This is a genomic window from Gymnodinialimonas mytili, from assembly GCF_037544085.1.
Taxonomy (GTDB): domain Bacteria; phylum Pseudomonadota; class Alphaproteobacteria; order Rhodobacterales; family Rhodobacteraceae; genus Gymnodinialimonas; species Gymnodinialimonas mytili.
Genome location: NZ_JBBIFW010000002.1, coordinates 938,381 through 963,502 on the forward strand (window position 1 = coordinate 938,381; position 25,122 = coordinate 963,502).

At 54.4% G+C, this 25,122-nt stretch carries 24 protein-coding genes and 3 pseudogenes; 13 read left to right on the forward strand and 14 right to left on the reverse strand.

Annotated features, from left to right (window positions below; translation table 11 throughout):
- The first annotated feature begins 3 nt into the window (after nt 1-3).
- Together V8J82_RS14075 and V8J82_RS14080 are read left to right on the forward strand one after the other, a co-directional pair.
- Entirely contained in the window at nt 4-723 is a 720-nt protein-coding gene (locus V8J82_RS14075; RefSeq protein WP_339976051.1) for a dienelactone hydrolase family protein, read from the forward strand.
- Nucleotides 720-2,162 carry a tannase/feruloyl esterase family alpha/beta hydrolase gene (locus V8J82_RS14080; protein WP_339975996.1) on the forward strand — a complete coding sequence of 481 codons (1,443 nt, stop codon included), beginning with the start codon at nt 720-722 and terminating at the stop codon, nt 2,160-2,162. Before V8J82_RS14075 ends, V8J82_RS14080 begins: the two co-directional genes overlap by 4 nt.
- 16 nt (nt 2,163-2,178) lie before the next feature.
- Here the strand turns inward: V8J82_RS14080 and V8J82_RS14085 are convergent, their stop codons facing one another.
- Nucleotides 2,179-2,586 carry an RrF2 family transcriptional regulator gene (locus V8J82_RS14085; RefSeq protein WP_339975997.1) on the reverse strand — a complete coding sequence of 136 codons (408 nt, stop codon included), beginning with the start codon at nt 2,584-2,586 and terminating at the stop codon, nt 2,179-2,181.
- Between the two features lie 81 nt (nt 2,587-2,667).
- Between V8J82_RS14085 and V8J82_RS14090 the strand changes: the two genes are divergently transcribed.
- The 4 genes from V8J82_RS14090 (at nt 2,668) to V8J82_RS14105 (ending at nt 6,657) form a co-directional block, all read left to right on the forward strand.
- Entirely contained in the window at nt 2,668-4,131 is a 1,464-nt protein-coding gene (locus tag V8J82_RS14090; RefSeq protein ID WP_339975998.1) for an MFS transporter, read from the forward strand.
- Nucleotides 4,128-4,763, forward strand: a complete 636-nt coding sequence (locus V8J82_RS14095) for an SAM-dependent methyltransferase (RefSeq protein WP_339975999.1) — start codon at nt 4,128-4,130, stop codon at nt 4,761-4,763. The genes V8J82_RS14090 and V8J82_RS14095 overlap by 4 nt, the downstream gene beginning before the upstream one ends.
- 286 nt (nt 4,764-5,049) lie before the next feature.
- On the forward strand, nt 5,050-5,727 hold the full coding sequence (locus V8J82_RS14100; RefSeq protein ID WP_339976052.1) for an alpha/beta fold hydrolase: 678 nt from the start codon (nt 5,050-5,052) through the stop codon (nt 5,725-5,727).
- A 396-nt stretch (nt 5,728-6,123) separates the two neighbouring features.
- Complete coding sequence (locus V8J82_RS14105) at nt 6,124-6,657, forward strand: hypothetical protein (protein ID WP_339976000.1); 534 nt, start codon at nt 6,124-6,126, stop codon at nt 6,655-6,657.
- 282 nt (nt 6,658-6,939) lie between these two features.
- On the opposite strand, the gene V8J82_RS14110 is transcribed toward V8J82_RS14105, so the two are convergent.
- Nucleotides 6,940-7,410 (reverse strand): hypothetical protein, encoded by a 471-nt coding sequence (locus tag V8J82_RS14110; protein ID WP_339976001.1) that lies wholly within the window; start codon nt 7,408-7,410, stop codon nt 6,940-6,942.
- Between the two features lie 248 nt (nt 7,411-7,658).
- On the opposite strand from V8J82_RS14110, the gene V8J82_RS14115 reads away from it, so the two are divergent.
- Nucleotides 7,659-8,663: a sensor histidine kinase gene (locus V8J82_RS14115; protein WP_339976002.1), complete on the forward strand. Its 1,005-nt coding sequence runs from the start codon at nt 7,659-7,661 to the stop codon at nt 8,661-8,663.
- A 95-nt stretch (nt 8,664-8,758) separates the two neighbouring features.
- Here V8J82_RS14115 and V8J82_RS14120 read toward each other — a convergent pair whose 3' ends face one another.
- Nucleotides 8,759-10,327: an MFS transporter gene (locus V8J82_RS14120; protein WP_339976003.1), complete on the reverse strand. Its 1,569-nt coding sequence runs from the start codon at nt 10,325-10,327 to the stop codon at nt 8,759-8,761.
- 87 nt (nt 10,328-10,414) lie between these two features.
- Here V8J82_RS14120 and V8J82_RS14125 point away from each other — a divergent pair, with 87 nt between their 5' ends.
- Complete coding sequence (locus tag V8J82_RS14125; RefSeq protein ID WP_339976004.1) at nt 10,415-11,206, forward strand: helix-turn-helix transcriptional regulator; 792 nt, start codon at nt 10,415-10,417, stop codon at nt 11,204-11,206.
- A gap of 224 nt (nt 11,207-11,430) precedes the next feature.
- Here the strand turns inward: V8J82_RS14125 and V8J82_RS14130 are convergent, their stop codons facing one another.
- The gene (locus tag V8J82_RS14130) at nt 11,431-11,844 is read right to left on the reverse strand and encodes a DUF1801 domain-containing protein (protein WP_339976005.1); all 414 of its coding nucleotides are present in this window, start codon (nt 11,842-11,844) and stop codon (nt 11,431-11,433) included.
- A gap of 409 nt (nt 11,845-12,253) precedes the next feature.
- Nucleotides 12,254-12,520, reverse strand: coding sequence for a transposase (locus V8J82_RS14135; RefSeq protein WP_339976006.1), 267 nt, complete (start codon nt 12,518-12,520; stop codon nt 12,254-12,256).
- Nucleotides 12,521-12,795: 275 nt separating this feature from the next.
- Here V8J82_RS14135 and V8J82_RS14140 point away from each other — a divergent pair, with 275 nt between their 5' ends.
- The 3 genes and pseudogenes from V8J82_RS14140 to V8J82_RS23695 all read left to right on the forward strand — a co-directional run.
- A complete protein-coding gene (locus tag V8J82_RS14140; RefSeq protein WP_339976007.1) occupies nt 12,796-13,224 on the forward strand; it encodes a hypothetical protein in 429 nt (142 codons plus the stop codon).
- Between the two features lie 759 nt (nt 13,225-13,983).
- Nucleotides 13,984-14,259 carry a hypothetical protein gene (locus V8J82_RS14145; protein ID WP_339976008.1) on the forward strand — a complete coding sequence of 92 codons (276 nt, stop codon included), beginning with the start codon at nt 13,984-13,986 and terminating at the stop codon, nt 14,257-14,259.
- Nucleotides 14,260-14,280: 21 nt separating this feature from the next.
- Nucleotides 14,281-14,394 (forward strand): annotated as a pseudogene (locus V8J82_RS23695) (hypothetical protein); the annotation flags it as partial.
- Nucleotides 14,395-14,809: 415 nt separating this feature from the next.
- Here the strand turns inward: V8J82_RS23695 and V8J82_RS14150 are convergent.
- From V8J82_RS14150 to V8J82_RS14175, 6 genes and pseudogenes are all read right to left on the reverse strand, one after another.
- Nucleotides 14,810-15,070: a hypothetical protein gene (locus tag V8J82_RS14150; protein ID WP_339976009.1), complete on the reverse strand. Its 261-nt coding sequence runs from the start codon at nt 15,068-15,070 to the stop codon at nt 14,810-14,812.
- 244 nt (nt 15,071-15,314) lie between these two features.
- Entirely contained in the window at nt 15,315-15,521 is a 207-nt protein-coding gene (locus V8J82_RS14155; protein WP_339976010.1) for a hypothetical protein, read from the reverse strand.
- Between the two features lie 583 nt (nt 15,522-16,104).
- Nucleotides 16,105-17,277: pseudogene (locus tag V8J82_RS14160) on the reverse strand (IS3 family transposase).
- A gap of 146 nt (nt 17,278-17,423) precedes the next feature.
- A complete protein-coding gene (locus V8J82_RS14165) occupies nt 17,424-19,190 on the reverse strand; it encodes an EAL domain-containing protein (RefSeq protein WP_339976011.1) in 1,767 nt (588 codons plus the stop codon).
- 245 nt (nt 19,191-19,435) lie between these two features.
- Nucleotides 19,436-20,617 carry an MFS transporter gene (locus tag V8J82_RS14170; RefSeq protein ID WP_339976012.1) on the reverse strand — a complete coding sequence of 394 codons (1,182 nt, stop codon included), beginning with the start codon at nt 20,615-20,617 and terminating at the stop codon, nt 19,436-19,438.
- Nucleotides 20,618-20,676: 59 nt separating this feature from the next.
- Nucleotides 20,677-21,462, reverse strand: coding sequence for a hypothetical protein (locus V8J82_RS14175; RefSeq protein ID WP_339976013.1), 786 nt, complete (start codon nt 21,460-21,462; stop codon nt 20,677-20,679).
- A 281-nt stretch (nt 21,463-21,743) separates the two neighbouring features.
- On the opposite strand from V8J82_RS14175, the pseudogene V8J82_RS14180 reads away from it, so the two are divergent.
- Nucleotides 21,744-22,342 (forward strand): annotated as a pseudogene (locus V8J82_RS14180) (transposase family protein); the annotation flags it as partial.
- 209 nt (nt 22,343-22,551) lie between these two features.
- The gene (locus V8J82_RS14185) at nt 22,552-22,794 is read left to right on the forward strand and encodes a hypothetical protein (RefSeq protein WP_339976014.1); all 243 of its coding nucleotides are present in this window, start codon (nt 22,552-22,554) and stop codon (nt 22,792-22,794) included.
- Nucleotides 22,795-23,441: 647 nt separating this feature from the next.
- Here the strand turns inward: V8J82_RS14185 and V8J82_RS14190 are convergent.
- The 3 genes from V8J82_RS14190 to V8J82_RS14200 form a co-directional block, all read right to left on the reverse strand.
- On the reverse strand, nt 23,442-23,702 hold the full coding sequence (locus tag V8J82_RS14190) for a hypothetical protein (protein ID WP_339976015.1): 261 nt from the start codon (nt 23,700-23,702) through the stop codon (nt 23,442-23,444).
- A 244-nt stretch (nt 23,703-23,946) separates the two neighbouring features.
- Nucleotides 23,947-24,153, reverse strand: coding sequence for a hypothetical protein (locus V8J82_RS14195; RefSeq protein ID WP_339976010.1), 207 nt, complete (start codon nt 24,151-24,153; stop codon nt 23,947-23,949).
- A gap of 457 nt (nt 24,154-24,610) precedes the next feature.
- On the reverse strand, nt 24,611-24,775 hold the full coding sequence (locus V8J82_RS14200; RefSeq protein WP_339976016.1) for a hypothetical protein: 165 nt from the start codon (nt 24,773-24,775) through the stop codon (nt 24,611-24,613).
- Nucleotides 24,776-25,122: the final 347 nt, after the last annotated feature.

A 25,122-nucleotide genomic window follows, 5' to 3' on the forward strand; every position in this document is an offset into this window, starting at 1 on the left:
TCAATGCAAGACGGTGAGTGTCCGCTCTTTGTCTACACACCAAGCGATGACCGTGGCGGTCCGGCAGTCGTTTTCTACTTTGACGCCGGGGGCATTCGGCCTGCTGTCGCGGATATGGCGCAGAAGCTCGCAGATGCCGGATATGTGGTTTTGCTTCCAGATCTCTTCTACCGTCACGGCCCGTATGGCCCTTTCGATCCAGTCGAAGTGCTGGCTGGCGACATGATGGCCATTCTCGGTCCGCTGCTCATGACGACGAACAATGCGAAGGCCGCAGAAGACACCGGCGCGATCCTTGACTACCTCGGGACGCGGAGCGATGTCGTTGGAGACAAGGTGGGCACAGTCGGGTTCTGCTTTGGTGGTGGCATGGCCATCACCGCTGCCGGAACCTATCCCGATCAGATTGGGGCCGCGGCGAGTTTCCATGGAAGCAATCTGGCCAGTGACGCGCCTGACAGCCCACATCTTCTTGCGTCGAAGCTGAAGGCCGAGCTCTACATCGCTGCTGCAACGAATGATGAACACTATCCTGCTGAAATGGCGAAGAGCTTTGAAGCTGCGCTGGACCAGGAAGGCGTGACCTACACAGCTGAAACCTATCCTGCGGCGCATGGTTGGATGAAACCGGATTTCCCGGTCTATGACGCAACCTCAGCCGAGCGTGGATGGAAAGAAATGATCAGCTTCTTTGATCGCACCTTGAAAGGAAGTAACGCATGAGCCGCCCTATTTTCCTCAGTCTCACTTGCTCACTCCTCGCCTACGGCGTTGCCGGGAGCGCCATGGCGCAGTCGGAAGACGCTTGTACCGCGTTGCAAAACCAATCGTTCCCTGGGGGTTATGTGACGTCCGCCCAAGTGGTCGAGGCCACCCAAGACGGTCCATATGGTTCACTTCCTGCCTATTGCGAAGTGCGCGCGACGGCACTGCCGGCAATATCTATCGAAGTGCGGTTGCCGATCGAGGGCTGGAATGGTGGTCTCTATCAAGCCGGATGTGGTGGGTTCTGTGGCGAACTCGGCCGCGCTGACGCAGGTGGTTCGATCATAAATTCGATGGGACCGGGGCTCGCCCGTGGCTATGCAACAGCAACGTCGGATTCCGGACATCACGGTTTATCGGTTGTGGATGCATCGTGGGCACATGAAAATCCGCAAGCCGAACGCGATTGGGGATGGCGCTCTGTCCCTGAGACCAACCGTGTCGCCAATGTTTTGATGAGCGCCTTTTATGACGAAACGCCGGAAACGTCGATTTTTCAAGGATGTTCTACCGGTGGACGCATGGCGATGCGCGCCGCCCTCGACACACCGGAGATGTTCGACGGCATCATTGTTGGTGCTCCGGCGATGGATTACCCAGGCCTCGTTGGCTCGATGCTTGCCTTTCTGATACAGACGAACACCAGCCCGACAGGGGAACGTATTCTTGGCCCAGATGACTCAGCACTGATTGCTGAGGCGGTCTTGGATCAATGCGATGCCGCTGATGGATCGTCAGATGGCGCAGTAGCTGATCCAGAGATGTGCCAGCCCGATTTGTCCGCCTTGATGTGCGACGGCGCAGACGACAATTGCTTGACCGATGAGGAGATGCAGGTCCTCTCCAGTTGGCGCGATGGCCCGCGCAATAGTACCGGCGAACAGCTTTATCCCGGCGGCATTCCTGCCGGTTCGGAAGCGTTCTGGCCGTTTTGGTTGGTTGGCGCGCCGGATGGCTCTCCTCCACTCATGGACTTCTTTGCGGCAGGCTTTCTGGGACATATGGCGTTTCCGGAAGACCCGGGTGCAAACTACAATCCGAGACAGTTCGACCTCGATGTGGACTCGCAGCGCATGAGTGAGGCCGCAAGCCTCTACAATGCAGACAACCCGGACATCTCAGCCTTTCACGAGGCAGGGGGGCGCATGCTCGTCTGGCATGGGTGGGCTGATCCGCTGGTCACGCCGCAGAAGACCGTGGATTGGTACGCAGCCGTTGGGGAATCCATTGGCACGGACGCGCGCGCGGAAGCGGTTTCTTTGCATATGCTACCTGGCGTCGATCATTGCGGTGCGCAACCTGGACCGGCAGGCATCACGCAGGCTGATCTTGATCCTCTGATGGCATTGGAAAGATGGCTTGAGACCGGGACACCGCCCCAGGATATCAGGCGATAGGAGCCGGTATCGCGTGTCAGGCGCCTTCAGCGAGGTCAGCGACGGTCACTTTTTGCAAGGATTGCTCGAATTGTATCCGGGCTGCGCTTAAGGCCTCGTCGGTCGCGATATAGGCCGCTTTGGCAAGAATACAGCTTGGGTTTTCGTCGTCATTGCCGATGGCAAAGAGCTTCGGGGATCCAAGCGCCTCATATATTGCAAGCAGGGTCACATCCTTCAAGGGCTTGGCCAATGACCACCCACCGCCATGGCCTTTTACAGATGTTACGATCCCAGCCTCACGCAAGCCGGACATTGTACGACGGACCACCGCCGAGTTCGTTTGCAGCATTTGTGCAATCTGTTCGGAGGTCGCGGGTCCATCCATTTCATCCAGATGCAGAAGGGCGTGCAGGACCCGGGAAAGCCGTTTGTCTTGTCTCATTCCGTGGTTTCGCTCCGGTCACGTAACTTTTAAAAACACAAGAGATTGACTCTTGCGATCTCTTGATACATTTAGTGATACATGAGTATCGCATCAAATGCCAGCTTCCAGGCCGAAACGGTTCATTCAAAACGATGGGCGGCTTTGGCCGTGCTGTTTTTGGCCAGCTTCATGAACCTGATCGACGTCAGTATCGTGAATGTGGCCCTGCCGCAGATACAAGCCGATACCGGTGCCACGCCAACGCAGCTTGAATGGGTCGCGGCGATTTATGTCCTGGCCCTTGCGGTTGGCCTCCTTCCATTCGGACGTTTCGGTGATGTTTTTGGACGGCGACGTTTATTCATTTGGGGCCTGATCGGCTTCACTGTGTCTTCCGCCATCTGCGGCCTTGCACCCGATGTGGTGACACTAATCGCTGCACGCGCGGTCAAAGGCATTGCAGCGGCGATGATGGTTCCACAAGTTCTCGCCATCGCCCATGTGATCTTTCCACCGGAGGAAAAATCCCGTGTCTTTGGTCTCTTTGGAACGGTGTCGAGCCTTGCGGTTGTGGCAGGCCCCATCATCGGTGGCGCGCTGATCTCGGCCGACCTTGCCGGTCTTGGCTGGCGCTTGGCGTTCCTGATCAACATCCCACTTGGGATCGCAGCCTTGATCGGCGCACGGACGTTTGTCCCCGTACTCGATACCGACAACAAAGCCCGCCCAGACTGGATCGGCACGGCACTGTTCACTGTAGCGGCGGTGCTGCTGGTGCTGCCCTTGATCGAAGGTCGCGCACTTGGCTGGCCGTGGTGGTGCTTCGCCGCATTGCTCGCATCGATCCCCGCAACTCTTCTCTTCGTCGCTTTTGAACGACGCCGCAGCGCGCATGGCCACTCAGCCTTGATGCCGCTGGGTCTTCTGTCGAACGGTCCCTATCTGCGGCGGCTCGGACTGGTGACACTGTTCTTCAGCGGCATCCCAGGTCTGTTCCTCGTGCTCGCCATCTTCCTGCAATCGGGCTTTGGGCTGACCGCCTTGCAAAGCGGCCTTGTCACAACCCCGTTCCCGGTCGGTGTCATGCTCGCCTCGATGACAACGGAGCGCTTTGGCGATCGCTATCTCTCAGCCCGCATCGCGGGCGGAGCAGCGTTGCTCATGATCGGCATGAGTGCGCTGCAATGGGTGATCCGGTCCATTGGGGCCGACCTGAACCCCTATGCCTTCACTCTGCCACTTCTCGTCTGTGGCTTCGGCATGGGCACCGCGATCATGTCGCTGTTTCAAGTCACCATGTCGAGCGTGGAGCCCCAGGATGCGGGCGCAGGGTCGGGTGCCATGCAGGCGTTCCAACAGATCGGCGCAGCCCTCGGCATCGCAATCGCGGGTCAAATTTTCTTCGGGCTGCTTGGTGAGAACGGCATGGCCGCAGGCGTTGCCACAGCACCCCGCTTTGTCGAGGCCGCTGCCATGGCCACAATCTATTCTATCGCCGTTTTCGCCACACTGACACTTCTGGTCGGCGTGTCGGCATGGCGCACAAGAAAGGACACAACATGACAATGCCACAAGCCCATGAGGACGTGGCCTCGTTTTGGGAAGGTCACTACGCAAAGCTGACCAAGCCCTCTGGTGGTCGCCCCTCGGCCATCCTGGTTCGCTTTACTGAGGGTCTTGTTCTCGGGCGAGCGCTCGATCTGGGTTGCGCACGCGGGGATGACACGATCTGGCTCGCAAAACAGGGATGGACGGCCACGGGTGTTGATGTTGCGCAGTCGGCGATTGATGCGGCGCAACGGGCAGCGGAACATGCTGGCGTTGCAGGACGCACCCGCTTTGAGCGTCACGATCTGAACGTCTCTATCCCAGATGGCGCATTTGAGCTCGTCTCGGCCATGTTCCTACATTCGCCGGGCAAATTTGATCGCGTAGCGGCGTTGCAGCGCGCGGCAAGTGTGGTGGCTCCAGGAGGCATGCTTCTGATCGCAGCACACGGATCACGCGCACCGTGGTCGTGGGCTGATGCGGACACGATCTATCCCACGGCAGAGGACGAACTCGCCCATCTCGACCTCAACCAATCCGATTGGCGCGAGGTCTTCATTGGACCCATCGAACGGCTCGCAAATGGTCCGGGCGGCCAAACGGCAACGGTGATCGACACGGTCATCGCTCTCGAACGACAGACTTAGACACCATCAACCGAAAGGACTTTCCCATGACACCGACCCAACGGGTCGCGCTTCTGGCTGCGACCACCATCAGCCTTCTGACTGCAGCACCGCTTTGGGCGCAGGAAACAGAAATCACCGACCAAACCATCACCGCAGAGGGTCAGACGTTTCGATACCTGGCCGCAGGCGACGACGGACCTGCGATCGTGCTGTTGCATGGATGGCCACAAAGCGCAGATGAATTTCGTCACATCATGCCTGATCTGGCTGAGGACTACAGGGTCTTTGCCCTGACCTCAGCGGTATCGGTGGTTCAACCAATCCCGATCAGGATTGGACGAAACAAGCGCTTGCAGATGATATCCACGTCTTTGTCGGTGCGCTTGGTTTGGACAACCCCCTTGTCGCAGGACACGACATCGGCGGCATGGTGGCCTATGCCTACGCGCGTCAATACCCCGACGAATTGGCCGGTGTGATTGTCATGGATGTGCCCCTGCCAGGCTTTGCCCCATGGGACTGGGTGGTCAGCATTCCGAACTCCTGGCACTTCGACTTCCACAATCAACCCATCGCCGAAGATCTCGTGGCAGGCCAGGAGGCGGAGTATATCCGGTACTTCATCGACCATGTCGCCAAGCACCCGGAGGCGATTGCGGACGTGGACGTTGCCATTTATGCGGAGGCCTATGGGACACCAGAACGGTTGCGTGCGGGTTTCGAGCTTTATCGCGCATTCGATCAAGATCAGGCCCACTTTGAAGCCATGACAGGTCCTTTCGATGTGCAGCTGCTCTTGATTGGTGCCGAAACCGCAATGGCGCCAGCGCTCGAAACCATGCGTGAAGCGTTAGAGGCGGGAGGCGCCACAAATGTGGAGACGGCGGAGATTGAAGATTCCGGCCACTGGATCATGGAAGAACAGCCGAGTGCCACCGCGGCGCTGATCGAGGCATTTGCAGATAGCGCGTTCATGGATTGAGAAATCGGCGATAGGAGTTCTGGTCGTGTCGCATAGAGACTGACCCAATAGATCAGCAGGAAGTGTTTTCAATTGATGAAACCCGCAGGATTAATCCCTCAGCTTGGAAGCTGCAAAAGCAGACGTACCAGATAGATGATTCAATGTCCGGTTCGTCCGCCAACCGGACCTTCGTCGGGGTATTTCATCGGTTCGGGACGCTCGCCAAAGCAGCAAAGGTCGGCAGTGAGCCCGAACTCATCAGCAACAAGATCTCGTGTCGCCCGCTTTTCTCGGTGCCTTGCCAATCCGGATCCGCTCGGCAACGATGAGGATTGCATGCTTCAAAAAAACGTAAGGGTTAGCTAGGTGGGTAATCTTGGAAAACTGGCTGGCTGGTTTGCCGTTGGAGCGATAATGACGGCCCTCACGATTCTGGCCCATGAGATAGCGCACTACTTAGGCGCCGTGGCGATGGGCGCGCAGAATGTTGCTCTGCATTGGGCGGACATAACCTTCGATGAGACCACTCTTGACGATCGCGGTCTTGCCGTCACTTGGATGGCAGGGCCGCTTCTGACTCATGCAATCATTCTGCTGGTCTGGCTGAGTGGCACTTCGCGTCCGGCAGCATTGTCTTTGGGTCTCGGCGCATGCAGTCGCGATATCCTACTTTTACCTTTTACGGTCAAAAGCTTGCTAGGCCGAGATACGTCTGGCTTCTCGTCGGACGAAGTTCAGGTCTCGCAAGCGCTTGGCATCGGATCGTTGCCCCTGGCGGCACTTGCCGTGATCTTGGGTGTCGGTGGACTGATTTGGTTTCTGCTGCGCGCGTACCACAAAGAGGGAGTGTCACTGGTGATCGCACTGGTTACCGGGACAGTCGCTGGATTTTTGCTCTGGACATATGTGGGGCCAATACTTCTGCCCGGAGGCAGGGGCTACGACTAACGATGTCAAGTTGCGATATGTGGGCAGGCTGTCCCGTATTGGGTGATGATCTGAACGAGGGATCATGGTTTAGAGGGCTGCTAAGCGCAATCTCATCGACTTAAAGATCACAGCCCTAGAGGAAGCCAAAGCGGGTTTTGGTCCGTCCCAGCGGCAAGGTCTGCTCCGTCCGCACTGCTTCCATGCCAAACCTATTCAGCTCGCGTCTGGACGGAGTTCTTGCTGGTGGGTGCCATGTACGCGGAAAATTTCGGCTCTTTCAGCAAGTCACAGCGGACAACTCTAAGGGGCCGCCTTGTTGAAGCTGGCCAGCACGGGGTTAACCAGGTGCGCGCGAAAGAAGCCCGCGATCTTTGCGGTGTCGCTCAATGCGAAGTGTAGGCTAAACCAAGTTTTCTTGGCGGAGGCTGTGGCGTGTCCCTCAGCCGCTTCGCTCAACCGGGCGATAACGCCATCGACGTCTACATGGTTTTCGATGGAGGCGTAGCGAAAGTCGGCAAAGCCAAGATCAGGTTCACTCGCACGCGGTGCCGCGTTGAAATGGCACAAGAACACTCGCCCCTTTTCCGATCCGCCGAAGTAGCTTACGCCACCTTTCCCAAAGGTTGCATTCAGCTTGCCTTCTGGATCAAGCGCGGCGGTGAAATCGATATAGTGATCAATCTGGGTTGCAGTCCAATGCGCGGCAAACGGCGTCTCAACCAGAGCGCGGCGAAAGGGTGTGTTTGTTCGAGATGGATCAGTTTTGGACATCATTTCACCCGTCGCTGGAATGGCTCCTTTGGTACTACATAGCGGACATGGTCCGAGGTGACATGATTGTCGGCTCTCCTCCGCTTAGTGGTCATTAGACGTTTGCGAAGCGAAGACTTTGGCTGCACGCACCCTTAGTCCATGCTTGCGTACTTACGCATGTTGACCTTCGTCAAGTTGACAGCGAGATTGTCAGCGAATTCTGAGCTTAGGACTGGCGACAGTTTCGCCTGCGAACCGGTGTGGCCATGTGCGCTAGCGATTTCGATGACGTGGTCAGCGTGAACGCGTGGCGCGATGTTGCACCGAGCGCGGGGGACGTTGCGCGTTTCATCTGGTACCTTGACTCTGGCGAATGCGAAATCGATGCCACATTGCGCGACTTAACGGGCTTGCACGACTTTAAAGGCCGCGGACCTGCGACAGACTTTACCAGCCGCATCGAGCCGATGGATTGGCCTCAGGTCAGGCTCGCGGTGGATGAGGCCATTGCGGGAGACGGAACTTATGCTGTGGAGTTTAAGTTCAACAAGCCCACTGGCGAGGTGATGTGGCTTGCCGCCAACGGTCGCGTCGCAATCGCCGAAGGTGGTGAACGGGTTCTCATTGGCGTGAATTACGATGTGACCGATAAGCACACCGAACTCGAACGCGCCAATCTGGTTGCCAGTGAGATGAACCACCGGGTGAAGAACATCCTGGCTATCGTCTCTAGCATCTTTCGCGCCACGGCCCGCGGTGCCGATGACAAAGAAGGCCTCGCGGTCGCTTTCTTGCAAAGGCTCGGCGCACTTACTGCGCTGAACGACGTAGTCTTGCAGGGCGGTGGCGACGCCGCTGATCTGCAAGAGCTTGTCGACGCAGTGCTGAGACCCGTCAAGCACGCCACTAATCTGAGCGTTGAAGTGGCAGAAACAAAAGTTAATCGAACGGCCGCTCAGACAATTGCGCTTGTTATTGGGGAATTGATGACGAATGCGGTCAAATATGGGGGTCTGGCCGAAGAAGGCTTTGGGATGGATCTGAGCATCTTCACCGAAGACAACCTACTAACGCTCAGATGGTCAGAACGCGCTAGCTACCAAGTTTCGGCACCCACCAAGACCACTGGGTTTGGCATGCAGGTTCTGACCGGGATCTCAGCTTCAACGTTCAACGGTCGACCAAACCTAACTTGGCGACAGGAGGGTTTGCTATTCACGTGCGAATGGCCCCTTCAAGAGATGCAACCGTCGGTCAATGCCGCCGCATGAGGCTTCGTCGCCGAAGGTTCTCTAGTCTGTAAAAATGGTGAGGACGAGAAGCTTTCCGCGTAACGACTTTTGGTCGAGGCTCCTCAAAAATCCAATCAATGCTTGCAATCAGATGGTCCAAGAGGTTTGCCGTGCCGCAGCGCCACTGCCGCTAGGATAGCTATCACCAGAATGCTAATCGCGCTCGCTAACGCGGCTCCGTTGAAGCCCAGAGTAAACGCCGCCTGCGCCTGATCGATCAGCTCGGTCGGTAGGTCAGGTGCCATCGCCGATGCCGTCCAAAGACTATCGCTTACCGCTACGCGCATCGTGTCGCCGAGGGTATCCGGTATGTGGTCGTGCATTGTGCGTCGATAAATGGCGGTCGCGAGGCTGCCGAGAATGGCGATGCCAATCGAGACGCCGATGTCCTGAACGGTCTCGGACATGGCCGAGGCGGATCCCGCTTTCTCTGCTGGCGCGGCTCCAACCACAAGATCAGTCCCGAGCGCAGCGATGACCCCGTTGCCGAGATAAGCGAGACTCAAACCAGAGACGACCAAGGCTACGCTGACACCCCCGTCGGTAACCACCGCGAGCATCACATAACCCGCAGCTGACAGAACCAGCGAGCCCGCAACGACAAAGCCGGGCCGGACGGATCTGGCAACCAGCGGGGCACCCACGCCGCCAGTGATCATGCCCAAGGCCGCAAGGCCCATCCAAAGTCCGGCAGCGAATGGCGCGTAACCAGCCACCAATTGCAGGTACTGGGCGGACAACAACATCGTCCCGCCGACCGCCACTAGGCCCACCAGCAGGACGATCAAAGCCACGGAAAAGGCCCTGTTGCGAAACAGGCTGATGTCGAGCAGCGGATCGGAGAGACGCCTTTGTCGCCAAACAAAGAGCATGGCGAAAAGAATGCCCACCACGGCGGGACCAACCGCATGGGGGGACAGCCCATATGCGGCTATTTGTTTGACGCCATAGATCACTGGCAGCATGGCGGCGAGTGAAATTGCGACACTGAAAAGGTCGAGCCGTCCGGCCTTCGGTGTGCGATACTCAGGCAACAGGAACGGGGCGAGTATCAGCAACAGCGCGACGATCGGCACAGCGAACAGGAAAGTGGCGCCCCACCAGAATTGCCCCAACAGATATCCCCCAAGAACCGGCCCGAGGGCATAGCCGACCCCGAAAATCGTGGCCCAAAGGCCGAAGGCCAGCGCACGCTCCCGCGGATTGATGAAAAGCGTGCTGATCAGCGCCAAGGTCGAGGGCATGAGTGTGGCTGCGGCCACGCCGAGCATTGCACGGGCCGCGATCAACACCTCAGCGCTTGTCGAAAAAGCTGCCAGGGTGGACGCCGCGGCGAAACATGCCGCGCCAATCATCAAGAGTTTGCGTCGCCCGATCCTGTCACCAAGCGTGCCCATAGTGATCAGGAACCCGCCCAACATGAAGCCCGAGGCATCGATTATCCACAGCGATTGTGTGCTGGTCGGCTGCAGGTCGATTGCCAGCGTTGGCAAGGTCATGGGCAGGAATGTGAGATCAAGCCCGAGCAATATGGTCGGCAAGGCGAGCAGCGCCAAACCCAGCCATTCGCGCGCCCCAGCCCTCGCCGAGGAGGCCACTTTGCCGTGGGGCGACTTAACCTCTGTATCGTGGTGAACTGTCATGTCGTCTCCTTGCGTGAGACTGACAAACTGGCTATCTCGATGGGTGTTACAATGTGAGAAATAATCCTATTACTAGGAGTAATGGTCTTGTCTGGCCGAACCCTCGCGCGCGACAAACCCAACCTCTCTGAATTCGTCACGCGCCACAGGAAGTCACTCACCCCGGCCGATGTCGGCCTGCCGACCACCGGGGGGCGACGCACGCCCGGGCTCCGGCGGGAGGAGGTCGCCGCACTCGCGGGCGTCGGGCTCACATGGTACACTTGGTTCGAACAGGGCCGCGATATCCAGGTGTCAGAGAGTTTTCTTCTCAAGATCGCCAAGGCGCTCAAACTGGACGACGCTGATTGCAACCATCTGTTCCTTCTTGCCCACAGGCGACCACCACCGCCGGAAGCCCGTCAATGGCCATCGGTCGACCCGTTGGTTCAGCTATTGCTGGACGATCTAGTCGAACGGCCGGCTTACGTGTCCAATCTTCGCTGGGACGTCATCGCTTGGAACGCGGCGGCCGAGAATCTGTTCGCATTCTCCAAGCGGGATCAACGCGACCGCAACATCATCCGCATGGTCTTTGCCGATCCGGACCTGCGGCGACGTCTGCCGGAATGGAAACAGGACGCGCCCCGGCTGGTCGCACAGTTTCGATACGATCTGGCCGCTGCGCCGGACGATCCAGACATGCTCTGGCTGGTCGAAGACCTGAAAAAGGTGTCGCCAGACTTCCGCCGCTGGATGGAACAACCCGGCATGGACATCTGCGCCAGAGGCGTCAGCGCTCTGCTTGCAGAAGACGAAGCGCTTCTCAGTTTCAACCACCAGTTACTGACTGTCGACGAGCACCGCCACCTTAAGATGATCGTCTACTTCGAGCAGTGAGAGGAAGCTGTGATAATATCGGCTCGGAGACGGCGCGGCTAAAGTCTTGTTCTAGGTATGCAATGACCATTTGCATTTTGCCCGCCCGTCCGAAAGCGGTCTTTGATGCAAGTACAACCGAGGGTCGCTTTCGTCCGCCAACCGGAACTGCACCATCGACCCGGACAATGACGGCAGTGCGGGACAAAGCTGGCGTTCGCCCTATCAACCTGAATGACTGCTTTTTAGAGCTTCTGTCCCGGAAGCTTCAGGGCTTGGTGAACCCAGCTTGCAAGTTGCTCTTTGTCGAGAGCCTCATCCTCGTAAATGTCCAGATACCGAGTACCTTCTACCTTGGATGCTTTCGGCGGTACCGGATCGAGCGACGACCCGGTCATAAAGGTGATCTGGACGTAGTTTTTGTAGCAATACATCGCCAGAAACCAGCCGTCCTCCTTGCCATAGAACGGCGTGTTCCAACGAACCTGTTTGCGCACCTCGGGGAAGGCACTTTCGACAGTCGCGTCGATCTCTTTGCCGAGCGTGCCTTTCCAGCCGAGCATCGCCGAGATGTATGCTTGCACGGCTTCGTCGCCGTCACCCTTCGGGATATAGGGGTTCGTGCTGGAGGAATGCGCGGGTTTCTTCTTGTCTGTCATAAGATGAGCTTACCACGAGGTTGTTGAAAAGCCGACCTTCGCTGTCTCGCCGCATTTGGTGAATAGGGCTCACATCCGCCATCCTCCGCATCTGGACCAACGACCGAATCGCGCCGAAGGAGACATTCGATTGGCCGAGCTGAGCGCCCTCTGTTCAGCAGGGAGGGCGGGAAGCTGACCTTCGCTGCAAACGCAAAGCCAAAGCTTTAAGTCCGCGATCCGTGAGTTCACCCAATCTTTGGTTTTGCAGCCGCAGCGAACGGCAGGTCTGACGGGCGCACCGCAGGATCGCAGGTCTATGCTGGATGTCTCCTTTGGGCCGTGAGTGGCCGTCATCTGGGCGCACCATTGCTTAGATGCAGCGTTTGCCACAAGGTCCAGAGAGCCCTTTCTGCTGAATGCTACACAATTAACAGATGCCCGCTTTGGGGAGCCGAGCAGGCGTGAGTTCCGCGACGATCTTCTTCAGTCGGGCGTTCTCTTTCTTCAGGCTGTTAAGTTCTGACAAATGCGCGCGCCCCATGCCGCCAAACCGCTTCCGCCAGTTGTAGTACGTCGCATCGCTGATCCTGATGTTGCGACACGCCGATGCCACATCATGGCCCGAAGCCAGCTTCAGCTCGATCTCACGCAGCAGCTTCAAGATGTCCTCGTCAGAGTGTCGTTCCCTCGCCATGTCCAATCCCCCTCTCTCAGCCAGCTTAATGGCCCAGTTTTAAAGGGGAAGGACGTGCCATCTGCTAGCTTGAGAGGTCACCGTCAGCCTCGTCCCCAAAAAGACTGACTGACGGCCAAACGTATTACATTTTTTGTTTTCAGTAAGTTGATAAGTTTAGTGACTGCTCACGTGCACGGTAGAGCGCAAAACGTTTCAGAGAGATTAATCTGAACCGCTAAGAAATTTCATTTCATCCTCAAGCCCTGAGCGCTCCACCGAGCAAGAGGCCGCCTATGTCACTTCGCTGGAAGCACCAAAACGACGTATGCAAAGACTTCGGTTCAAAAGTTAACCATAGCTTAACCTTGTCACTGAATGGTGAGGACATGAAAAGAAATGAACCCTTGGCCTTCGGAATTCTTCTACTGGCAATGACTATGGGAACGGTTGCTGCTTTTGCAGGATACTCGTTTAGCGCGTCAGTCTTGGTGGCTATCAGCTGCTTCTACGGCATTTCATTCACGGCTTTTCTGGCACTGCTGGTCGCAGCATCTTTAAGACCTTCGCCAGAACCGTTACCACTTCGACATGACATTTCAGGGTCAGGCTTTGTGGAACGTGGTGTTGTGGTAAGCCTTGAAGAGCATCGATCAACCCAGAAAGAAGCTGGTTTAGCGCATTCTGTTGAGAGGGTCTCGTCGCAAAGCGCTCGGCAGTATTAGAAGTGAGGACCAAGTCTATGGCGGATCCGATCATGATTATGTTACACGAGAACAAGCCCGAAGGACGTCTTGTTAGACTAGGATGGGACACCCCGTACGGATCAGCCAGCGGTTACTACGTGATGCCTGATGACGGCAGAGACTACCTGCACATTTCAAAGATTGAGATGCGCCCATATCCCGCCTTTGACGCGATGAGCCGTCTGGGTGCCCTTAGTGGCGGGTGGTGTGCAAGAGACATGTGGAACACCGCTCAACAGCGCCAGCGCAGGTGCGGCTACGATGATGCAAAGTAGCAGCATGCAGGCAACATAGCCTTGTCTAACCGTGTTTGCTTTAGCTGGATCTGACAAAACATAGGACGGGTGATAGTGGCCCTCGAATGAGGACAAGTCCTAAGGGCTGCTTGTCAGCATCGCGTGTCGGCAGATGGCGGGCTTCTTAGTGGCGACCAGCCAGATGTCGTTCACGAGCATCAAAGAAAAGCTGGCGGGCGACGGGATTGCCGCCTGTTAGCTTATTAACTTCCTTGACGAAATCCGACCACTCTAGGTCATAGAAGTGGTCGGTTTCCGTAATGGAACAATCGTTACTCAGGTCGACTTTACACACACAGATTTTATAGTTTCGGCCAGGCTTGACTGCCAAGACATACAAACAGACATGTCCAAAAGGCCAAATATCGTGCAAATCCTTTGGGAACACGAGTCACGGCGACATAAGTTTCGCAAACAAACATCACTCAAAGGGTGAGCCAGTATGCGCGCAAAGGTTTTGGCAATTTGCTTCGGGCTTTCCGCCGCAATACTGGCCAATCAGGCGAAAGCAATCGAGATTTGCCCGAGATCAGACCGCTACACCTGCGTCGTGGATGGCGGCACGCTTTGGCTGGATGGCATCAATTATCGCCTCCGCGGCTACGACACGCCGGAGGAGCACACTAACATCTGCGGCGGGTTTCGGGAGATTGATCTGGCCCGCGAGGCTACACAGCGCCTCATTGAACTGCTGAACCAGAACGACTGGGAGTTGTAGTCACACGGGCAAGCCGACCGCCACGGCAGGGTTTTGGCGAGCATCGACATCAATGGCGAGGACGTAGGGGACATATTGGTCCGCGAGGGCCTCGCGCGATACTGGCCCGATGGAGAAGAATTCTGGTGCAATTGATCGGCCCGCCGGGGGCCTTTGGATCCCGACCCACTCCGAGCTAAGCGCTTGTTGCCCGAAGGCGAGAACCGCTACAATGCATTAAGTCTCCGCGCTTCTCGCCTTCTCCCATCAGTCACTTCCAACTACCCGACGGCTGTTTTATTAAGATTGCGCAGCAGTGTTATTGAGAATTCCGTGTCAGTTCGGTGAAAATACGCACACGAGCCTCCGTCAGGACGCGTGTAATCTCCTCGACTAGAAGAAGCAGGTATACGGTTCATGGAGATCGGTGACACTGCAATCGGCCTAGAGGTTTAGATCCACAACGAATAGATTAATCCTCGGCATGGCGATTTTGGCCGAGAACTAGCTGCGAACTATGTCCAACACATCCATTTACTCGTAGCCGATAAGTAAAGCGTCGTCTGATTTCTTAGATCTGACGCCTTTGCATGTTTTGGAACTTTGAAGATGCCGAAAGGCCTAAGCCGTGCATACTGGCCCTCGCATGTTGTTCGCACCTAGTCGCTTTCGCGCTCTTGATTTCATCCAGTACAAGTCTGCGAGATACTCCAAGATCTTTCGCCAGAGCTTCGCCAAGTATCGTCATAGATACCCGTGAATCTGTCTCACCGGCACATTCGAGTTCTTCAAGCACATCAACAATAGCATCAATGATCGAGGTCTTCGCCATATTCGTGTTTCTCCGTGACCAGCATTCGTCGCTTGAGCAACAATTCGCTCAAAGGCTTAACAGTTGGTTAATAGCTCCAAAAAACTGTTCGCGCTAACCGGATGTGACTTTTCTGCACGAGACTTCGCAGCATTTGGATCAAGTGAGCAGGTGAGTAATGGGATTGCTCACTTCGTATTGCGCCGACACAGAGAAAGCCGAACTTCTACTGCCCCGCTCACCGCTTGGAGATCCGGTAGGATGATCAAAACTTGGATTGAGCTGCCATGATCTTGGCGACGATGCTTGGCGACCCATGACAATTGGCGGCGTTAGGCGCTTCAGGCGACCCCTTACGGTGTATGTACATCAGCTTATCAGCTTGCTTCTGCAGAACAGTAGCTGTGTGCTCAAAGCCTAGCTCCCGCGCACGCTTCTCTGCCAAAAGAGTTTTCAACATCAAGTCTTGCATAGAATCAGTCCTTTGAACGTGTATACATGCACAATCTGAGTAATAATTCCTAATGAAGCGTTAATCCTTCCAATAGAATTTTTTTCAAGCAACAACTTGCCGCCTTTCGAATGCCGAGATTTGAGCTGAGTTGTCATCGTCGCGGATGACCTCTGCAATCCGTTTGGCAATGTCGGAGTAGATTGCCTCTGTCAGCTCACAACCGTGTCTACGCGCAAGCGAAGCCGTGCCCTCTGCGCGCGCTATTGCCATCTCTAGAACCTGGTGGGTGTTCATCTTGCTTACCTAATCGTCAACACCTGCAGTTATCCAAAGAACTCGTTAAAACTTTATGAACTGCATGTTGTGATGGATCACATTCGCATCAACTAAATGTGTGCTGAAGGCGCAGTATCTTGAAGTTCCGCCGGTACGCACGGCGTCTGCTGCGCTTAACGAATTGTTTGCTTCTGGCGTCTCAGCGGCGCGTGAGCACACGTTTACTCTCTTGGGAGGCAAGTGCAGCAAAGTCGTGATCAAAGTGCAGCCAAGCATGGCGCAAGTATGGTTGTAGGTGTTGGAGTTCCCCCGGTTTGATGGACGGTTATGGGCTTATAGATTCTAGCCCATCAGCGGCGGTCCTTTCGTAGTTGATCGGGGACTTGTATCCCAAAGCTGAATGCCTGCGCGAGGGGGGTGTACCAGCCTTCGATGAACTCGAAGCAGGCGACACGGGCCTCAGCCTTGGTCTCGAACTTCCGGCGGTCGAGCAACTCGCACTCAAGGGTGGCGAAGAAGCTTTCGCACATGGCGTTGTCATAGCAATTACCAACCGATCCCATTGACGGGCGTACACCCATTTCTTTGCACCTGAGGCCGAACGCCACTGATGTGTACTGCGATCCCTGGTCGCTATGGTGAATGACGCTATCGGGCTTGCGCTGCGTCACAGCCATGTTCATCGCATCGATGACAAGCTGCGCCTTCTGATCGTTGCCCATGGCCCAGCCAATGATCCGGCGACTGAAGGCATCCAGAACGACGGCCAGATACAGAAAGCCTGCCCAGGTTGGTATATAGGTGATGTCGGCAACCCAAAGCACGTTTGGCGCATCGGCATAGAAGTTTCGGTCAACCAGATCACTGGCTGGCCGGGCCCTTGGGTCACGCTCTGTCGTAACGACGAACTTGCGGCGGCTGACACCTCTCAAACTCTTGGCCTTCATCAATCGCTCAATGCGCTTGCGACCGACATTGATGCCGTCTTCAGACAATTCAGTGTGGATGCGTGGTGCGCCATAGGTTTCCTTCGATGCCTGATGGATCGTGGCGATCCGGTCGGACAGCGCATCATCGGCAACCTGTCGGGCACTGGGCGGACGGCTGCGACAGGCATAGAAACCACTGCGGGATACGCCCAAGGTGCGCGACATCAACTGGATCGAATACTCGGCCTGGTTCGCGGTCATGAACTTGAAGACCTCCGCGATGTCACGTCGTTTTGTGCAAACCAAGCAGCGGCCTTTGATAAGATATCTCGTTCCTGGCGAAGCTGTTTCAGCTCGCGGCGTAAATGGCGAAGCTCTCCCAACTCGGCGCTCGTCAGGCGGTCATCACGTTCACCTTCGTCCGCTCCAGCCTGCTTGACCCAGTCATGGATCGTTGCAGCGCAGGGCTCATACTCCCGCGCAAGACTCTCAACGCTGCGACCAGCTCGCGCCAGCGCAACCAAGTGTTCCCTAAATTCCGTCGGGTACGGGTTCCTCGTTCTCGGCATGAAAAACACTCTCCATCATCAGTGAAAAAGTGTCCATCAAACCGGGGGAACTCCACTCTCGCTCATCGACTATGAAAGGGGCGCCCTCGAGACGCTAGAGTTCTAGCTCGTAACCGTCCGCGAGACCGGGACAGTTCCAATCTGTGCTAAAGCTTTCTGCTAACACTATAGTCTTCGGCCAAAATTTTTGCTTGCGCAGATTTGTGTCCCCGAAAAACTCTGGTTTTGGCGAGCAACGAGCAAAGTTGTTCGCACGAGAGGGGCCGGCTAAAGTGAAACCCCTGCAGATACTCGCATCCAAGCTCTGTGGCTGCCATCGCGAGAGCTTCTGTCTCGACGCCTTCAGCAACCACTCTTATGTCCAACGCTTCCGCGATCCCAAAAAGGGATTGGACTATCAGTTTGTTCCTTTCACTGTCCAGAAGTGGCTTGATAAATTGACGATCAACTTTCATCAGATCAGGCTCGATTTGGAGTAGTCCTTGAAGGGAAGTGTGACCCATTCCAAAATCATCGACAGCAATTAATATACCATTTCGTCGAAGTGATTCTATTGATTTACGTAGTGCAACAGTGGGCCGATCCAGATAAGTAGACTCTAGTATCTCTACGCATAATCGGTTTGGCTCAATACCACTGCTCAAGACTTCGTGAAGAAAGGATGGGTCAGAGAGTCGACCCGATGATACGTTGATTGAAACCCTAGGAAGGCCAAGAGTGAATAAATCTGTCTCTTTGGCGAATTGACACACCTTCTCAAACACGATTTGATCTATACGTCCAATAAGTCCAGTCCTATTGGCAACATCAAGAAAAGCGCTTGGTGGCAATACTCCTCTTGTTGGATGCTGCCATCGCATCAGTGCTTCCGCACTACTGATTTCCCCAGTCAAGGCGTCGACTACGGGCTGGAACACAGGAAAAAACTCTTTGCGCTCGCAGGCGACCAGAATCTCCGCTGACAACCTTTTTTTTTCGATGCTTTCGGTATGCATCAAGGGCGTAAAAAAAGACCAATGCCCGCGACCATTTTCCTTCGATTTGAAAAGAGCGATGTCGGCTTGGCTAACTACTTGCTCTGGGTCGTGATCAGCTAAACTTCCAAGAGAAATTCCAACACTTGCGGAAATAGTTACGCTTCCGCCATCAAACTCTTGAGGTTTGCCGAAAGCTTCGACAATCTGGTCTGCTAGCCCACTTATCGAAAGCGCGCTTTGGGAGAGTTCTCTGAAAATGACAAACTCGTCTCCGCCGATCCGTGCGATAAAGTCGGTTGGGTTGCAGATCTCACGGAGAGTCTCTGCGGTTGAAATTAGAACTTGATCACCGGCTTCATGACCAAAGTTATCATTTACAAGCTTAAAATGGTCTAAGTCGACATAGATGACAGCGAAATCTTTGGAGGAGACTTTTGACCACTCTATCCATTCCCTAAGTTGAACCCCGTAATGTCTTCTATTTGATAGTCCAGTAAGAGGATCACGGTTAGATTCCCTCGCGACCATCTTACTCAGATTGTGGAGCCGTTGATTATCCTTTTTCAGGCGGCCTATCTCTCTCTGCAGCTCAACGATGGGTGCATAGGTAGAAGTCTCTTTTTGAAGATTTGCCACTTTCGGTCCATCGTTCAGACGTGGTTGTTCCGAGAGTGCACAAAGCCACCAGCGATCACCTGACACATGATCCGAGAGAGGGGTCCAACACATTTCGACTTGGATCGGTGTGCCGTCTTGCATGTTTGTGGGAGTGCTAACTGAAAACTCTTCCCAACTCATGAGTCGTTCGATGATATACAAGTGTGTCGCCTGTGACATATTTGCACCAATTAAGATGGTGCCGCGACTGCCTAGAAGTTTTTCGCTTCGGTAGCCCAGAGTTCGACAGAAGCGCTCGTTTGCCCAAAGAAAATGCATGACAGCACCGTCGTCAGGCTCTGCCTTCGCCAGACCCAAGCCTACTGGGCAGAGCAGAGGTATTTGATCGAACACTTGTGCTGGAAGCATTGTAACCTCAAGGATTTTTTAGTCACGATACTTAGAGTTTGGTTAACAAACGGTGAAAAGTGCGAACTATTTCGCTAGATAGTATTCACAGGGAAGAGAACAGCGTCCGGGTGGTGCCGCAGACCCCTAAGCTGGCGAATTACTTCTCCTTCGGCCTAGGGAAGCTTGTTTCTCGGAGCGTTGACGCTGGCCAACATTCGTTGGTGCAAGATGGGTCTAACGAAACTGGCTGCAGCAATAGCTGCTGCTAAAAGGTATAGGAGCACGATGACTTGGGCTTGCGGCAAGAGAACAACACACAGCGTACTACAAAGCACTCCCCCAAGTCGTGCAAAAATGAAGTCTAAGCTCGAAGCCAAAGAATGAAATCTTCTCGGTGTTAATGTAAGAATTACTTGGGTGGAAGGCGAGTTGCTGCAGGCCAAACCAACGCCAACCAAAAAGGCTGAGGCGATCAAGATTGGGGGTGAGTAAGGCAGGCTTAGCAAGACAAGACCCGCTATGAGCGCAACTGGAGCGGTGGCGAGGACAAAAGATATGAAGTAACTGTCAACAAGATTTCGAAGGGCAAGGCTGACTGTTGAAAAGGAGACCCAGAGTAAAGTAAGTAACCCGCCCAACTCTGTTATATTGAACCCGCTATCAGAGACTAAAATTGGTGACTTGAAAAGGTAGTACGTGACCGCGCCGTAGGTGCAGAAGATATATACATAAATTCCCATAAGTCCCTTAGCTTCGACTATTGAGAATCGGGGAGCATTCGACTGTTTGACACAAGTTTTATCGCATCTTTTGTTAGATGTAATTGACAGCGCGAACGCGAGTAAGCTGATTACAGCCAGGCTTATGTATGGTGTAATCCAATTTCCCTCCTTAAGGAGACTTCCGTAGGTAATGGGCGCCAGTCCCGCCAAATAGCCAGAGATTGCACCGCATACTATAAGAATTCGGCCGGGTTTTTCGGAGGTGGCCTTAGTTAACAGTACGGGAACAATTGGTATGAAAAGGCCGGCTCCGAGACCTTTAACTGAACGTGCCATCAGGAGCGAGTGGATTTGTTCGCTCATCAAGACGAGAAAACACCCTATTGAAAACAGAAGTGTTCCAACAAGAAAAACGCCAGTCTCACCACATTTGTGACCGAGAACGCCACTGAAAACAACGCCTAATGCAACGGCGAAGCTATAAGAGTTCACATAAAGAGCTAGCTCTGAGAGCTCGAGCTCGAGGGCGCCGCGGATAGCTGGGAGAGTTGCAGGTGTGAGCGTTAGTTCCAAGACGAATGCAGCGCTAGCCAAAACTGGGGGGAAAAGCCCCCAATTGTGGGTATGTTTCACTTTGGGTGCCCTTGAGTTTACTACTAGGTGAGATGGGTTGCTGTTCGAACGCGACACCACTATTCACCAGCAAGAACAAGTTGTGGCCGTTGATAATTAGTGCATTGTACCAAGGGAGCTTCCAAAAGACCCATGTCGGCAAAACTTGACGCTAAAATGCTACCGCTGTCACTCTCAAACTCGTCCGCATCCATCCAAATCAAATAGTCTTCGTCCGTCACTTCACGGTTTGGTCCAAGCCATTGGCCAGGTTCGCAGTGATGGTAGCCATAGCGGAGATGAGCACCTTTTGCAGCTAGCTTCTTAGGCACAAGTGCAAAGAAAGAGGAAGGTTTCCAAGAAGCTGCAGCGATTTCAAGGAGCAAGCTGGATAACAATGGAGTAGCGCCTAGGCTACGTGGCCCTCCGAGACCTTGAGCGTGAAGCCAAAACTCGCCTTGATAACAGACACGCCCTGTAATTCGCCCTAGAGCTTTCGGACCGACAAAAAATGTCTTGTCGGGATCCGAGCTCTTATTTGGTGTCGCATACTTCTGTCGGTGTATTGTAATATGCTCGCCCAAAGTTCGGTTGGAAAGGTCGATAAGTCTAGCCGCTTGCGTATGAATTAACCGGGCGTCGTTATCAAATCCGCAGATCCAGAAACCATTTGTATGGTCAATGTAGGAGCTTCTTGCGTCGAACATCGGATAGACTGGTCCTCGCTCTGAAAGGTGTGATCGATACTCCCTATATACGGAAAAGTCGTTTCCTACCTTTACTGAAATACCCAACTTGTTGAGATCTTCGACTATCGAGGAAATTGAGCTGGCTAATTCAAAAAACTGCTTGGGATTACTGGGCATAAGATCCGTGCTCTTCAGCTGGTTGATGTTGTTTAAACACTCACAGATTTATATAAATTTCAGGTTAATTCCTTGAAAATTTTTTTCAATACTGTAGGTTTCTGACTGAAATCAACCTCTTAGAAGATATCTTTGATGAAGTGTTCGACTGTTGTGAAGCACATAGTACTGTCGTCGAAAACAACAGCGTTAACGGCAGATTTATGTATGTGTCCGGGCCTCCCTTGATCCTCCCCCAGTGAAGTTGTCCGCCGTTATGGTTATGAAAGCGGAGGATCAGGATGGCTACGAAGTGGCACAAGCCGGAAGAGATTGTCACGACGCTGCGGCAGGTTGAGGTGCTTGTCGGTCCGGGGATGCGGCGCGTGGATGCGATCCGCGAAGTGCGCATCACTGAGCAGACCTACTATCGCTGGCGTAAGCAACGAGACCTTGCCCGCCATTGGTCCGAGGACAATGGTCGAGTACGGGATGGGAACCGACCAACTGAAGGAACTCAAACGGCTTCAGGAGGAGAACGAACGACTGCGACGCGCCGTCTCGGACCTGACACTGGACACGCTCATTCTGTCGGAGGCGGCAAAGGATGAAGGCCGTCAAAGAAACCATCCAGTGGATGGTTTGCAGGCCTGAACGCGCAGCCCTTCTGAGCCCCGCCCGTCGCCGGGCCTGCATTGAGCGTGTGCGCAGTCAGTTCAAGGTGTCGGAACGGAAGGCCTGCCGTGTCTTGGGGCAGCACTGTTCGACGCAGACAAAGTCGCCAAGCGGCCGGGTCGACGAGGCGCATCTGGTCGCCGGCATGATTGAACTGGCCCGTCAGTACGGCCGCTATAGCTACCGCCGGATCGCCGCCCTGCTGCGGGATGCAGGCTGGCAAGTGACACCATTGCCCGGCAGGCGATTTGCAAAGTCAACGCCCTGGTCACAGCAGCAATAGCATGCGGGCGCGAGCGCGACCAACTTCGCGATGCCTATGAGGATTTCGAAAAAAATGTGAGCACACGGAAATTTTCCTGTCCTGACAGTTTGGTCGAGCAGCCAGCGCAGTGGCGATGTTAGGGCCCAAACCCCAATCAGCGTGAGGCGCCTTTGCTGAACGCAACCGAAGGGTTTTTGCTCTATGCGCTCGGCGAAATCCTGGGCGTTTCCCGACCCAAGGTAAAGGCATTGCTCGATTGGGCGCTCGGATCGATGGGCAAAAATGGTCACCGGCGACGGGGTTATTATCGCGATGAAACTGCAAGCTATCGTCAACCCAGCTACCGCCTGGGCCTACTGCTGTTGTCTCTGCTCAACAACTCTATCGACCGAATTAGCCTTAGAACAAAGTGAATATACCACTCCCATCAAAACAGAGCGAGAGAAGACGCCTCCGAAGAAACGGCGGCGGGCAAACAAACTAGGCGATATACACCAACATGATCTCGAAATGATGGCTGGAACACGCTGGTCAAGCGCCGCGAAAAGGAGGCCCGCGTAGCCAGCCAGGGCTGCGATACATGAGGTTTCCGCTCTGTCAGGCTACGCTGCCGTCGCAGTCAATTGAACCGTTTCTGCTTTGCAAAAGAACGGACAATTCAACTTGGTTGAAACAAACGCGGCGCCGCGCAACGGTGTTCTGCAACCAGATCCATCGAAGCGCCTACAAATAGAGGTTTCGGCAAATTGAATAGATTCCGGTGCCGCGCGTCATAAAAGATGTGTTCAGGGTGCCATTGACTGAGATGTCAGATCGTACCGATGCACTGGGCTATCAAATCCAAACACAGATTTTGATGGCTGTGTTATTGATGACTTCTTTGGCGAGGGCGTAGCTGAATTCTTTGTCAGCGGCGAAAATGTCGGGGACATCTTGATCCGCGAAGGCTTGGCTCGGTCATGGCCCGATGAAGATGAATTCTGGTGTCACTGAAATGGCTGGTGCGACCTCTAAAATGACCATTTACTAATGGCCCACAGGTATAACGTCGTCTGATTTCTTAGATCTGACGTCTTTGCATGTTTTGGTACTTTGAAGATGCCGAAAGGCCTAAGCCGTGCATACTGGCCCTCGCATGTTGTTCGCACCTAGTCGCTTTCGCGCTCTTGATTTCATCCAGTACAAGTCTGCGAGATACTCCAAGATCTTTCGCCAGAGCTTCGCCAAGTATCGTCATAGATACCCGTGAATCTGTCTCACCGGCACATTCGAGTTCTTCAAGCACATCAACAATAGCATCAATGATCGAGGTCTTCGCCATATTCGTGTTTCTCCGTGACCAGCATTCGTCGCTTGAGCAACAATTCGCTCAAAGGCTTAACAGTTGGTTAATAGCTCCAAAAAACTGTTCGCGCTAACCGGATGTGACTTTTCTGCACGAGACTTCGCAGCATTTGGATCAAGTGAGCAGGTGAGTAATGGGATTGCTCACTTCGTATTGCGCCGACACAGAGAAAGCCGAACTTCTACTGCCCCGCTCACCGCTTGGAGATCCGGTAGGATGATCAAAACTTGGATTGAGCTGCCATGATCTTGGCGACGATGCTTGGCGACCCATGACAATTGGCGGCGTTAGGCGCTTCAGGCGACCCCTTACGGTGTATGTACATCAGCTTATCAGCTTGCTTCTGCAGAACAGTAGCTGTGTGCTCAAAGCCTAGCTCCCGCGCACGCTTCTCTGCCAAAAGAGTTTTCAACATCAAGTCTTGCATAGAATCAGTCCTTTGAACGTGTATACATGCACAATCTGAGTAATAATTCCTAATGAAGCGTTAATCCTTCCAATAGAATTTTTTTCAAGCAACAACTTGCCGCCTTTCGAATGCCGAGATTTGAGCTGAGTTGTCATCGTCGCGGATGACCTCTGCAATCCGTTTGGCAATGTCGGAGTAGATTGCCTCTGTCAGCTCACAACCGTGTCTACGCGCAAGCGAAGCCGTGCCCTCTGCGCGCGCTATTGCCATCTCTAGAACCTGGTGGGTGTTCATCTTGCTTACCTAATCGTCAACACCTGCAGTTATCCAAAGAACTCGTTAAAACTTTATGAACTGCATGTTGTGATGGATCACATTCGCATCAACTAAATGTGTGCTGAAGGCGCAGTATCTTGAACTCCCAGAAAGGGGCGCGATAGCTAGTGCAATTGACAATCTCTTTCCTAAGCCGCAACTAAATGGCGGCCGCCGCTACTTGCTTCTCGCGACAAGATCCGGCCACGCGCGCGCGTTCATATCCGAGCGGCAGCAATTCCGCTTCAAGCGCGGTCTCGATGTAAGCGTCGAAATTCTTCGCTGATACCCTGTCATAAGGTGACGCGTGGCGCGTTTGGATCATATCCGCGCTGTGCCAGCACTCGAGCACCCACGCGCTCTTGCGCTTCGATACGAGCCTCTTTTGCGGTGGCTCGGGCTGGATCGTAGCTAACCACCCTTGGCCCTGAGCGAGTGCCCAGAGAAATAGATGATTGGGCAAAATAGGGTTCGGGACTGTTTGGCACTAGCCCTATTCTGCACAGCCATCGTGGCATAGTGGCGCACCCATTCGGATTCGAGGAAGATTGTCCTTTCCCCGTAAAGCTGGGCCACGACATTGGTCGCGAGAGGGGGGAGTGGAATGGCGCGGAAGCGACATTCAGACGAAGATGTATTGAAGCTGATGCGTGAGATCGAGCTGAAGCTGTC